Annotated in this window: 8 protein-coding genes; 1 reads left to right on the forward strand and 7 read right to left on the reverse strand. The window is 60.1% G+C overall.

The features are described from left to right. Positions 1-77: 77 nt before the first annotated feature. Positions 78-644 (forward strand): hypothetical protein, encoded by a 567-nt coding sequence (locus ACVWZM_RS04225; RefSeq protein ID WP_225161215.1) that lies wholly within the window; start codon positions 78-80, stop codon positions 642-644. Positions 645-760: 116 nt separating this feature from the next. On the opposite strand, the gene ACVWZM_RS04230 is transcribed toward ACVWZM_RS04225, so the two are convergent. From ACVWZM_RS04230 to ACVWZM_RS04260, 7 genes are all read right to left on the reverse strand, one after another. Beyond that, entirely contained in the window at positions 761-2,005 is a 1,245-nt protein-coding gene (locus ACVWZM_RS04230; protein ID WP_057020235.1) for a glycosyltransferase family 92 protein, read from the reverse strand. A gap of 503 nt (positions 2,006-2,508) precedes the next feature. Next, positions 2,509-3,432, reverse strand: coding sequence for a glycosyltransferase family 2 protein (locus ACVWZM_RS04235; protein ID WP_057020234.1), 924 nt, complete (start codon positions 3,430-3,432; stop codon positions 2,509-2,511). Between the two features lie 11 nt (positions 3,433-3,443). Beyond that, positions 3,444-5,648: a glycosyltransferase WbsX family protein gene (locus tag ACVWZM_RS04240; protein WP_168856485.1), complete on the reverse strand. Its 2,205-nt coding sequence runs from the start codon at positions 5,646-5,648 to the stop codon at positions 3,444-3,446. 334 nt (positions 5,649-5,982) lie between these two features. Then, positions 5,983-8,019: a tetratricopeptide repeat protein gene (locus tag ACVWZM_RS04245; RefSeq protein WP_229190042.1), complete on the reverse strand. Its 2,037-nt coding sequence runs from the start codon at positions 8,017-8,019 to the stop codon at positions 5,983-5,985. After that, entirely contained in the window at positions 8,016-9,362 is a 1,347-nt protein-coding gene (locus tag ACVWZM_RS04250; protein WP_076833256.1) for an HlyD family type I secretion periplasmic adaptor subunit, read from the reverse strand. The genes ACVWZM_RS04245 and ACVWZM_RS04250 overlap by 4 nt, the downstream gene beginning before the upstream one ends. After that, entirely contained in the window at positions 9,352-11,586 is a 2,235-nt protein-coding gene (locus ACVWZM_RS04255; RefSeq protein ID WP_057020230.1) for a peptidase domain-containing ABC transporter, read from the reverse strand. Before ACVWZM_RS04255 ends, ACVWZM_RS04250 begins: the two co-directional genes overlap by 11 nt. Before the next feature lie 194 nt (positions 11,587-11,780). Then, positions 11,781-12,395 (reverse strand): class I SAM-dependent methyltransferase, encoded by a 615-nt coding sequence (locus ACVWZM_RS04260; RefSeq protein ID WP_057020229.1) that lies wholly within the window; start codon positions 12,393-12,395, stop codon positions 11,781-11,783. Positions 12,396-12,488: the final 93 nt, after the last annotated feature.

Genomic DNA, 12,488 nt, shown 5'->3' on the forward strand with positions numbered 1-12,488 from the left:
CGAGCCGCGACCGCCTTCCGACGGTGGATTGGCAGCCACCCGCCAGACAACAACTCGAGAAACCACGGAATCCCGTCATGAACATCGCAATGGACGGTCAGGAACTGACACTGTTCAAAAGTTTCGTGGACCTCTCGACGCGGTATCTGGAATTTGGCTCGGGAGGAAGCACTTGGCTGGCCTGTCAAACCAAGAAGGAGTGGGTCATTTCCATTGATTCCTCCGCGGAATGGCTCGCCAACGTTGCCGACGCCACGGGCGACGCGAGCACCAAGCCTTTGCTGCTGCACGTCGATATCGGCAAGCTGCGCGAGTGGGGCTATCCCGTGGAAAAGGACAAGGAGCGCTCGTGGCCCGAGTATCACGAACGTGTCTGGGAGCGTCCGGAAAGCAAGACCGCCGACCTGTATTTCGTTGACGGCCGGTTTCGCGTGGCTTGCTTCGTACAGTGCGTGCTTCACGCCGCACCGGGAGCCTTCATCGCAATTCATGACTTCGAGAATCGTCCCCACTACCATTCGGTGCGGACGGTCGCTCGCGAAATCGCGCGCGCCAACAACATGTCGATCTTCCAAAGGCCGGCAGAGATTGATCTCGTCGCCGCACAGCAGTTGCTTGCGAAATACCGGCTGGAACCGCTGTAGCCGATCGCTGCGGCCAGAGTAGCCGATCGCGGCGATCAAGAATCACTTCAAGCACACGATCGGGCGCGCCGCCTGGCGCGCCCTCCTCCAGCGAGGACATCGCTGTTCCCTTGAATTCAGCCCTGAACCAGTTTCTTCAGCTCCGGAAGAAACCTCTGGATCGTGGCGTCTTCGACATCGTTGCGATCGCGCAACGTGAAGAATTCCATTGCGCGGATCTTTTCAGGATCTCCATCGCCGAGCGGCCTGCCCCGCTCACGCTTCTTCAGCAATTGCTGCCGCGACTTCGTGTAGTAGTGATTGATCACGAGCTTGTTCCGCTTCGGAGCAGTGCAGCGCCCGCCGATCGGGAAGACAGGCGCGCCGTCCTCGTGAACGTAGCAACCCAAGACAAGCGATTGATGGGGATGCAGATAGGACACGATGGTGTCAGGCCGCACGATTGACTTCATGATGAAATGATCCGGGAAATCGTCCGGAGCACGACGCGTGAAAGATTCGATGCACAGACCGGCCGGCCTCGCGTCGTGACCGTTCGACCCGAAGTTCAACCAATGCACCGCCACCGCCGGCGCCGGCCCGAGCTCGGTCAAGACGTCCTTGATGTTGCCGGCCTGCGTCGGAAACAGATACTCATCGGCATCGATGAAGGCGCACCATTCGGCACAATTGCGGTAGCTGTCGATCGCATGCGAGAACGCGCGCATCTGGCCGAATTCCCCTTCCACGAAATGATAGGTGATCATTTCCGGCCACGGGAAGGACTCGATCACGGCACGAGTATCATCAGTGCTGCCGTTGTCGTAGAGGTAGAAGTGATCAACGCCGACCAGTTTGTGGAAGTGTAGCCATTCCAGCAGATCGTCGCCTTCGTTCTTGATGGCGCACACCACCGCCAAGCCGTGCTTCTTCCGATCGACCCCGGCGTAGAGCTTCTTGGCCTCCATCACGCGCAGGAGGCCGGCAAACTCTCGCCGCAGATTTTCACTTTTCGGGGCCGCAATGAGCGCGGCAAGATAGACATCCTGCGCTTCATGGGCGGACCCCATATTGAGGGCCGCGATTGCCAGGCGATGCAACACCCGCGAGTCGGATGGCATCTGCTTGACGAGGTCGAGAAGGATTCCACGCGCTCCGGCGAAATCGCATGCCTGCACAAGCGCCGCCGCCTTTGCAAACTGGAATTCCTTGTAATCACCGAATTGCTGCTCCAACTGCTTGACCGATTGGATCAGCTCGTCGGGCTTCGGATTTGCGATCCGCCCGGAAAAGAAATCTCTAAGCCTTGTCTCGATCTCACTTGCTGGAAGCGTATCGAGATTCACGCCTGAGCTGAAACTAGACAATGCTGGAATTTCCATGTCCAACCTGAGCCGCTCCACGAGATCAACAAGCTATTAACATTGGTTCGCACCACGAATTCCCTATTAGCGCACATATCCTACAAGAATAAGGCTATAACACGCAGTGCTCACAATTAACTCTTGTAAGGTTATTTCGAGGAAAATCAATACAATAGAGCAAGGGGCTCGACGTCATTTGCACGAAAACCGTGTCACGGGACCGGAACGATCGGAGATCGCCGATGGACGACGGGAATGAAGCAGTCCGCCAGTCGTTCGGGCTTACAAGAACGATGCTTTTGACATCGTTATCCGCAAGCCTCCCGCCCGGCGCGTTCAGCTTTTTGAGTTCCGGCACCCTGCTGCGGCTGCGGCACGCTCCAGACCTCTCGTCGGCGCAATTCGATCGGACGCCAGGCTCCCAGCCGACGAAGCGATGAAGCAATCGCTCGGTCTCCATCCCAATCAAGGCCCCGTTCCGATTGTGTCGGAACGGACAAGGCTGGCCTTGCATTGCTCGATCAGCGCCAGCGAACCGGCCGGGTCCGATCGTTCGACTCCACCGTCCGGTGTTCTACATGATAGGGCGCGTAGATCTGCTTCACCCAATAGTTGAAGTTCGGGTGCAGCTTCACGAAGTCATAGAATGAATCGCCGAAATTCGACGGACTGAGGCAGGTCTTGTTCTGAGGCCGTGACGCGATTGCATTCAGGCAATACGACATCATGCAAGCCTTTGTCTCGCTCTCTGCCACCTTGCTCAGACTTCGGAAACTGTTGGTTGAATGAAGTCGGTACAGATAGCGGTCGGTCTCGAGATAGGTCGGCTCGACCTTGGTTACCGCGCGCAACGCAAAGTCCCAGTCATGGCAGTATTTGAGATCGGCAAGCCAACCCACCTGCCGCAGCAGTTCACGGCTGAAGACAAAGTTTCCGGTCGATGCCGCGATCTGAGAATCCAGAAATGTCCATGACAACGGCGCACCTGCGATCTGGGCCCGATCGATCGCATAGCGCAGGCGCGTTGGAAACTGGAAGTTGCTGATCGACTTTCCATGTTCGTCGATTGGCTCAACCGCCGAGAAGCCGAAGAACAGCCGATCATTGGCATGCTTATCCGCGAACAGCCGAACCCGATCCTTGGAAAAGGCATCGTCCGAATTCAAAAGGAAAATCATGTCGCCGTTCGTCAGCGATAATGCCCTGTTCCAGGTGTAGTGGGCGCCAAGATTTTGAGGGTTCTTGAGCAGCGTGCAGGAAACAAAGCGCTTTCCGAACGACCTCTTCTTGAGGACCCTCTGCGCGACTTCAAAACTCTTGTCCGGCGAATTGTCGTCTACGATGACGAGCTCGATGTCGGCAAACGTCTGTTGATAGACAGTCTCAAGGCATTCCTCAAGATACTGCTCATGCTTGTAGCACGCGATGACAACACTTGCGAGCATTGGTGGCGACCTCAACGTCTCACGATGATCGAGTGGCGAGACCGCACGAGTGCACTAGTCCCGTCGCCGACCTCCAGAACCGCGAGTTGATATTCACCATCCGGCAAATCTCGAATCGAGAAGGACAGCTGGAAACCGAAATAGCAGTCCTTGCTCTCGGCCTTCATATACTCCTTCACGTCCACGCGCTCGTGCCAATCTACGATCAGGCAATAGCCGCCGTTTGCTGCGCCATCCGGAGTAAGCCCCGACAGGACCAGGAATCCCGTTCTCTGTCGGCTGGCCTCAAAGGCGTTGCCCGCGCAAATCCATCCCCGCACCAATATCTCATAGCGCGGATCGACAATCACCCGTTCGCCGGTTTGAGAATTGATGTTCTCGATCACCAGCAACGAACCTGCCGGATTACCGGACGCGCCTTCTGCCTCCACTGGCGTGCCGCTTCTTACGCGCTGCACCCCCGAATGGGTGAGGCCCGACCGGTGCAGGCTTGCGAGCACTTCGACATGCGTCGAGGCTTCTTTTACCGCCCACTCGAGCTCCTGCCTACTCAGGCAATCCAGCAAATCCGGGCTATTTCGAATCTGGGCCGAAATGGGCTCAGCCGAAGCGACCCTTCGCACGACCTCGAGAAACGCCCGTCCATGGCGCGAATCCGGCTCGAGATGCGCACCTTCCGCCCACTCGTTCCAGGAATTGATAAACACCAATGATTCGGAAAAGCTGTTGCCCTTGGCACGCAGGGTTGCATCGCGAAGCCAAACCTCAAACGCCTCCGGACTGGACCTGGTAAAGACGTGACCGCGCGGCCCCTTGCGAGGCGTATTGTCCCAACGCGGCATCACCGCAGGAAAGAACGGGAAGTCGTAGATCTTGCCGATCGACGATCGCATGGCGTCGACATAGTCGTACACCTTTCCAGCGAAGGTCGGCGGTGCATCGACTTCGGTCGGCGGCACCTCCCTTGTCGAGACCGTGTGCGGAGGAAACTCGATTGCCGCGTCGCAATTGACGTCGCGCGGATCGAACTCTCCGAACGTCATCGCATTGCAAATGAGAAGCTCGCCGATTCCGAGTTCTCTGGCTCGCTCGCGCCAAATCTCGAACAAGCGCTGCTTGTCCGGCAACAATGACGGCCTGTAGATGACGATGACCTTTCGACCGTCGACAGTTATGTAGCGCTCATCGAGCAGCAGGTCGGCCATGTCGTCGATAAAGCGGACATCGTCGTCCAGGGAGTGGTTTTGTCCCAACAGAAGCTCAGCGTCCGAGCCGTCCCACCGACGAGACCAATTCTCGTTTGCCCAGCAAATGCAGAAAGGCAGGTTCGGCTCGCCGTCCTCGAGCAGCAGCTGAAGCGGCTTTTCCAATAACCTTCGGCCCTGGAACCAATAGACGTAGTAGCAAAATCCATCGATGCCGTACTGGCGCGCCAGTTCGCCCTGCTGACGACGCGTTTCCGGCAGCCGGACGTCATAGAATCCAAGATCGGCCGGCAACCATGGGGACTCGTGTGCCGGAAACTGGGCACGCATGCGCGCGACGTTGGTCCACTCGGTAAACCCTGGCCCCCACCACCTGTCATTTTCATCAAATGAATGGAATTGCGGTAGGTAGAAGCAAATGTAGCGCACCTCCTTGGGAGGCGCGTCCGCCAGTCCAGCAACGATCCTGTTGTTGCTCGGAAACAACAGGTCGTCGTAGTCCGCGGTCGAGAACCCCAGCGCGACGATCAATTCGCCTGGCGTATAGTTCTCGAACAGGGGTATTTCGTAGTACTCGCCATCATTCAGGCTGATACGCAGATAGATCTGCGCACGCTTAGGCTCCACAAGCGCGTTTCTCAGGGCGCGCGCCAAGCGACGGCGCACTCCCGGCGCGGATAGATCGATACGAAATCCGGGACGCCCGATCACGCTCCGCGGACCTACGCGGGCCGGCATAGATCGGCCCGTCCGTCCCTCCTCGACACAGTGGGAACCGACAAAAAGCGCGATCGAAACGGTTGAAGCGGGCGACTGGGCATCGACAATCCAACCCGAAATCCCACGCCCCGAATACTCCAGTATCGCGCCGCGCAGACGCGATCCTGACTGGAGATCGCCTACGTCGGGATCCAGGAACAGGCTCTGCGGATGGTCGTCCTGCTGAACCGGACTGGCAACGGGCAACATATCCTTTGTATCCCTGACGCTCCGTTCGACCATCTTGTTCATTGCCACTCAATCTCCTGCCAACGCTCAGCGCCGGGTCCAGTTTCTCTTTCCCGGTCGCGCGGAAGTTCGATCCCGAGATCACGCTGCCTAACATGCCCGGATCGTGACCTCTTGATCCTTATCGATCATCTCCACACAACCAGAGGTACAATGAACATTTCTTCCGCGAACGCAACATTAGCGCAATCTCTCTGTCGTCGATGTGAAAACCATTGTTAGTTCTGCCTAGATTGTCACGCGGACTTGCCCGCTTCCGTGCCTTCGCGCTCAAAAACAAAGCTGTCCATCATCTCTGCCGTTGCCTGCGCGCGACGCGATGCCGCCTCCAACAATCTCAGCCAACGCTCTCGCCCATTGCCTGCAGACGACGTCGCGCGCCTTCGTTGTTCTGCTGCGCCGCTTGTCGATACCAGTACAGCGCCTGATCGCGATCCTGTGCGACGCCGTTGCCGGCGCGCAGCGCATCGCCAATTGCGAGTTGGGCTTCGATCATGCCCTGCTTCGCAGCGGCCTCGAACCATTCGGCCGCCTTCGCCGGATCGGCATCGCGGCCCTGTCCCCGGCCCAGCATCACGGCAAGGTTGTATTGCGCCGTCGTATGGCCCTGGCGCGCCGCCGCCTCGTACCACGTGACGCCGTTGGCGAGGTCCTGCTCGACGCCTTGTCCGGTGCAATACATCACCGCAAGCTTGAACTGCGCCGCAGCGTTGCCGCCGTCCGCGGCCTTGACGATCCAGCCGGCGGCGGCCTGCGGATCCTTGAGGCCGCTCTTGGGATCGGAATACAGTAGCGCCAATGTGTGCTGGGCCTCGACGTGGCCGGCGCTCGCCGCGCGTTTGAACCATTGGGCTGCGGCCGGAACGTCGACGGCGCCGCCGGATCTTCCCATGTGAAGGCCGCCCAGCTGAAATGCCGCGGCCGGATGGCCGGCCTCGGCAGCGTCGGTCAGCAGCGCACGTGCCTGCGCAAGACGCTCCGCGGACGGTTCATCCTGGATAAGAAACATCGCATAGGCCGTCTTCGCATCGGCATCGCCGCCGTCGGCCGCCTTGCTGAGCCACTCCGCCGCGCGCACTTGATCGCGCGGCACGCCGTTGCCCGCCGAGTAGAGCCGGCCGAGCTGCACGCCTGCGGCGCTAATGCCTCCCTCGGACGCGCGCTCGAACCACTTGATCGCAGTGGCGACGTCGCGCGCCACGCCCCTGCCATTGAGATAGAACACCGCAATGTTGTGGGCCGCCGTGGCATGGCCGCCCTCCGCCGCACGCTCGAACCATTTCGCAGCCTGGCGGATGCTGGGCGGAACGCCGGTGCCGGTGGCATAGAAGCGTCCGGTCAGGAACTGCGCCTGCGTATCGCCGCGCTCGGCCGCCTTCTCGTACCAATATGCCGCCTCGCGCAGATCCGGCTCGGCGGCAGTTCCGAGCGCATAGAACTCAGCCAGCGCCTGGATCGCCGGCAGGTAGTCCTTCCGCGCCGCCTTGCGCAATGCGGTCTCGGCCCTGTCGAGATCCTTGACAGCCCCTTTGCCGCTCAACCGCAGCAGTGCAATGTTGTAGAGCGCGATCGTATCGTCATGGGCAGCGGCGCTCTGGAACAGTCGCGCGGCTTCCTCGACATTTTGGGGAAGCCCGGTGCCCTTGAGGCACATGAAAGCGAGCGCAACCTGTGCGCGCACATGTCCCTGTTCCGCGGCCTTGTGATACCAGATCGCGGCCTGCGCGAAATCGACGGGAACGCCCCGCCCCTGATAATACACATCGCCAAGCGCGAACTCACCGGCCGCCGCCTTCTGCTCGGCCGCGGCCTCGTACCAGCGCAGGGCGGCAGCGTGATCTTTCGTGCAGCCTTGCCCGTTGGCGTACATATCGCCAAGGATCGCTTGCGCCTCCGCTTTGCCGGCCTCCGCCGCCACCGATAACCAGAGGAACGCGGCGTCGATATCCCTGGGCACGCCGATTCCGTTCGGGAAAACCAGATCGTGGAGGTTGACTGCCTTGTCGCCCAGACGCGCCGCAGTGGATTGCCGCCACATCTCTGGCCTGTTCGGTCCAACCGTGGCGTTGACGCCGTTGAAGTAGATCAAGCCAAGCTGGAATTGGGCTTCGGTATGTCCCTTCAGGGCGGCGCGTTCGTACCACGCGACCGCATCCGGAAGGCTGCCGATAACGCCCTCGTTCCGCGCATAGAGCAGCCCGATCCGGTAATCCGCCTCCGGATCGCCGGCTTGCGAGGCGAGCCGCCAAAACCGCAACGCCTCGAGATATTGCTGGTTCTCGTACGCCTCCAGCCCCCGTTCAAACGGCTTCGAGTCTGAACGGGACGAGCCGGGGCGCAGCAAGTCGAGAAGGGAACGCGTCGATACCGTCATGGCTCGCGCATTGCTTCTTTTGCGCTGCGCAGCATGCCGCCGAGCAGATACATCGCCACCGAGCGGGTGCCGACATTGACATCACCTTGCAGCGTCATGCCGGGGATGAGGCGGAAGGTCTTCGGAACATCCTTGAAGTTGGTCTGGTCGACCGAACACCGCGCCTTATAGAAGGCGTCGACAGGCTTTCCATCATCGTCGTTCGTGAAGGCGCCTTCGCTGATCCAGCGAATCTTGCCTTCGGCCGTACCGTGCTCCGCCGCGTTGAACGCATCGACCTTCATCGTGCAGGGGTCGTTGGGCCGGACGAAGCCGACGTCGCGCGACAGGATCTGGATCTCGGCCTCGAGCCGCGTCTTGAGCGGCATCAGCGTGATGAAGGGATCACCCGGCTTCAGCACGGACCCGACCGAGAGCTTGGCGAGGGTCAAGACGACCGATGGCTCGGCAGCCGTCCACCGCACGAGGTCCTGATGCTTGATCGCCTTGTCATACTGTGAGCGGGCCGTATCAAGGTTGTTGCGTGTCGTGACCAGATCCTGGCTCAGCTGCGCGTTCCACTGCTCGGTGAAGGCGTTGCGATCCGCCTTCAAGGAATCCAGCTGGTGCTGCGCTTCCAGCAAAGTGTTGTGCGTGTTGTCGATCTGACGCAACAGCTCCAGGCGCGTGTCCTGCGAAAGATACAGGTTCAGCTTGGACCCGCTGCCGCTTTCGGCGAGCGTCGAGCGCATGTCCTCGATCTTGCCGGCGATCTCGGCACGCTGACTGTACCGCTCGTCGTCCTTCTTCGACTTCTGGATCGTCGCTTCGGTTTGGCTGATCTTGGAATCGTAGCTGTTCACCTGTGCGTGGTACTGCGCGACGCGCTGGTCGTAGAGCGCCTTTTGCAAGGAGTTGTACCTGGTGACATCAGGATCGTTGGATTGACCGTACGACAACGGCTTTCCGGACAATTCGGCCTCGTCCCGGGCGACCTGCGCCTCAAGGCTCGCAACCTGCAGCTTGTACTGCGTGACATCGGCAGCCGTGAACGTCGAGTCCAGGGTCGCGAGCAATTGTCCCGTCTCAACCTGCTGACCTTCCCGAACATCGATCGTCTTGATGATGGACGCGTCCAAAGCCTGCAGGACGTTGATCTGATCGACGGGAACGATCTTGCCGCCCACGCTCGTGATCACGCGATCGACGCGCGTGAAGCACATGATCGCCACGACGGCGGCGAGGAACCCCACCAGGACGAACAGCGTTGCGCGGGCCAGCAACGGCTCGGCGGCCTCGCGGATCGCATCGGTCTCGGACTGGAACTGGCGAACGGTCGCGAGCGAAGCTTGATTAGGAGACAAGGGTCGGACTCCTGAAATTCTTTTCGTTGCGGCCCGCCGGCGCAAGGTGAGTGTTCTGCTGGTACCAGAGCGAGCTGTAGATGTCGTTCCGTTCAAGAAGTTCCTCATGACGACCGATATCGTCGACGACGCCGCGGTTGAGAACGAGGATCGCGTCGGCCTTCGTCAGCGACGACAGACGGTGCGAGATGATGATCAGCGTGCGGCCATGGGCAATCCGCGAAATATTCGCGTTCACGATCGTCTCGCTCTCCGCATCGAGCGCGCTGGTCGCTTCGTCCAGGATCAGAATCGGCGGATTGACGATCAGCGCTCGCGCGATCGCGAGGCGCTGGCGCTGGCCGCCGGAAAGATTCGTGGATCCCTCGTAGATATAGGTCTCGTAGCCTCGCGGCAGCTTGTCGATGAATTCCTCGGCACCGGCCAATCGCGCCGCCCTGACGATATCGTCGAAGGTCGCATCGGGCTTTGCGGCCGCAATATTCTCGCGGATCGTGCCGCTGAACAGAAAGTTCTCCTGCAGCACGACGCCGACGTTGCGCCGGAGATGGTCGACATCGTATTCGCGGACATCGATCCCGTCGACCTTGATCAGCCCACCATAGTCGGAGTGCAGGCGCTGCAATAGCCGCGTGATCGTCGTCTTGCCCGAGCCGCTCTTGCCCATCACGCCCAGCGTCGTACCGAGCGGAATCTCGAAGGAAATATTGTTGAGCGCCGGCGACACCGCGCCCTTGTACTTGAACGTGACGCCGGAGAATTCGACCAGCCCCTTCAGCGGGACCCTCACACCATGGCCGGAGCGTCCCTCCTCGGCCGGCTGATTCACCAGCCTGCCGACGATCGTGACCGCGGTGCGCGCCTCGTCATATTGGTTGATGAGCTGGGCCATCTGCATCAGGGGGCCGGCAACGCGCTGCGACAGCATCAGAAAGGCAAACAGCGCGCCAACATAGACCGGATCGCCACTCGACACGGCCATGTAGACGCCGAACGCATAGGGAGCACTCACCGCCAGCCGCTCCAACGGCTTCACCAGCGTCTGGATGGCGGTTCCGGTCATGCCTTCCGCAAGCCGCGCCTTGGCGACGCGCGCCACCAGCACGTCCCACATGTGGCGCTGGCGCGCATCGAGCGCCAGCGATTTGATGGTCCGCATGCCGTTCAGGCTCTGGATCAGAAACGCTCCCTGTGCCCCTTCGGCCGCCAGGGTTGCCGAGGACTTCTTCCGATAGGCGGGCAGCATCACGATCAGCCAGGTCACGATCATCGCAGCAAAGGCAAGAACCATCAGCGTCATGAGCGGGCTGAAGAAGAACATGACGGGCAGGAAGAAGAACAGCGTCGTCGAATCGAGAATGGTCCCGAACAACTGCCCGGTCAGAAAGCCGCGAATTCGAAATACTTCGCGGATATCCCGGGAAATCAGGCCGACGGGATTCTGCTCGAAGTAGTCGATCGGCAGATTGAGCACCTTCTCGAACACGTAGGTCGACAGTTTGACGTCGAGGCGTGCCGTCAAACGCTGAACCAGATACTGCCGCAGGAACGAGAATGCCGCCTCGAACACGATGACCACGAGCATCGCAGTACACAGCACATAGAACGTGTTGTAGGCCTTGTAGAAGATAACCTTGTCCGAGAGCAGCCGCCAGAACATGATCGGTGCCAGGCCCATGAAGCCCAGGATCAGCGCCGCAATCGCGACGTCGCGCAGGATGCGCCGTTCGCGGAACAACAATGCGGTGACAAAGCCGAAGCTGAACGGCTGCGTCTCGTCGGAAATCTCATAGTCGCGCTTGGCCATGACGACGTCGCCCGACCAGATGTCCTCAAAGCGCGGCTGATCGATGACGAGCAGCGCGTCCTCGCTCGCGTTCGGATCCTGCAGGACCACCCGGGAGCTGTTCTCGTCGCCTTCGAGGCGCAGCAGCACCATGTGGCTGCCGTCGCGCAGCCGAACGATGGCCGGCAGCGCCCTCTTGAGATGGCTCAGACCCTTCCAGTCCAGCGTGACGGCCTTTGCCGTCATGCCCGAGGAATTCGCACACTTCAAAAGCTCGGCCAGCGTGACTTCCTGATCGCCCAGGAGGTTGTCGTGGATCAGCTGGGACGGGGTCAGATGCAAGCCATGCTGCCTTGCCACGATGACGAGACAAGCGAGGCCCGAAGGTGGCAGCGCCTCCACCGAAGGTGCGCCGACGAGCGAGAGGTGTTTGGTCATGGATGCCTCGAAGTTTCGACTGCGCAAGGTCCGGTCCCAGCGAGATATAACGTATCACTGTTAGTTCGCTAACGCAGCATTTTCAGCGCGTCACTCGAAAAAGATATGTTTCACGGCAGGCCGCGAAGCCAATTTCGAGACGTTCTTGCGCGATTTAACCAGGGAACCTTATAACATTGTTTAACATCGACAAATCACGAGTCGGCGGTCACCGTCTCCTGGAAGTCGAATCCGCAGGCCTCCAGCTGCGGCCTGATCCGCTCATCCCTGGCCTCCGGCATCAGTGCCAATGCACAGATCTCAAAATTCCCGCTTCGAACGGAAACCGTCGGAAAGCCGGCGCTGAGCAGCAGGTTTCCCATCCGCTCGGTCGAAAAGCCGGTCTTGTGCGCCATGTGATAGCGCCCCTGTTCGATCGCGCCGGAATGCCCGTAGATCATGTCCAATGGCCGGATCGGACCGGCCGGCGAGACGTAAGCGATCGCGCCGAGGCCGCGCGTCAACATGTGCTGCGCGACCGCCTCGAGGTCGGGAGACATGATCAACGCGAATCCGTCCGGCTTGAGGACTTGGCGGAACTGGACGAATGTGGGGTGAACCTCATGGGCGTAGAGATGCTCCATGACATGAGAACACCAGATCGCGTCGAACGAGGCCGCCGGGAACAACCGGGCAAGATCGGTAATCGACCCGACGACGTCGGGGCTCACGCCGCCGTCGACGTCCAATCGAATCTCGTCCCATTCATGCGATGTCAGGAGCGGCTGGATGCGCTTGGTAACCGTCGATCCAGCGCCGGCATTCAGCATTTTTTTCTTGGCCAATTCGAGAGCTCCGCGAGTTCGTTAAGCGGCTGGGTTCTGCAGCGATCGTTCGTCTTGAACAAAGGTGCCAGGGCGGCA

The organism is Bradyrhizobium sp. USDA 4501, from assembly GCF_054062115.1.

Bases quoted from the DNA above. Each gene is read 5' to 3' on its own strand.
- ACVWZM_RS04240 (WP_168856485.1), bottom strand. From the start codon at position 5,648: ATGAACAAGATGGTCGAACGGAGCGTCAGGGATACAAAGGATATGTTG.
- ACVWZM_RS04230 (WP_057020235.1), bottom strand. From the start codon at position 2,005: ATGGAAATTCCAGCATTGTCTAGTTTCAGCTCAGGCGTGAATCTCGAT.
- ACVWZM_RS04235 (WP_057020234.1), bottom strand. From the start codon at position 3,432: ATGCTCGCAAGTGTTGTCATCGCGTGCTACAAGCATGAGCAGTATCTT.
- ACVWZM_RS04255 (WP_057020230.1), bottom strand. From the start codon at position 11,586: ATGACCAAACACCTCTCGCTCGTCGGCGCACCTTCGGTGGAGGCGCTG.
- ACVWZM_RS04225 (WP_225161215.1), top strand. From the start codon at position 78: ATGAACATCGCAATGGACGGTCAGGAACTGACACTGTTCAAAAGTTTC.
- ACVWZM_RS04245 (WP_229190042.1), bottom strand. From the start codon at position 8,019: ATGACGGTATCGACGCGTTCCCTTCTCGACTTGCTGCGCCCCGGCTCG.
- ACVWZM_RS04260 (WP_057020229.1), bottom strand. From the start codon at position 12,395: ATGCTGAATGCCGGCGCTGGATCGACGGTTACCAAGCGCATCCAGCCG.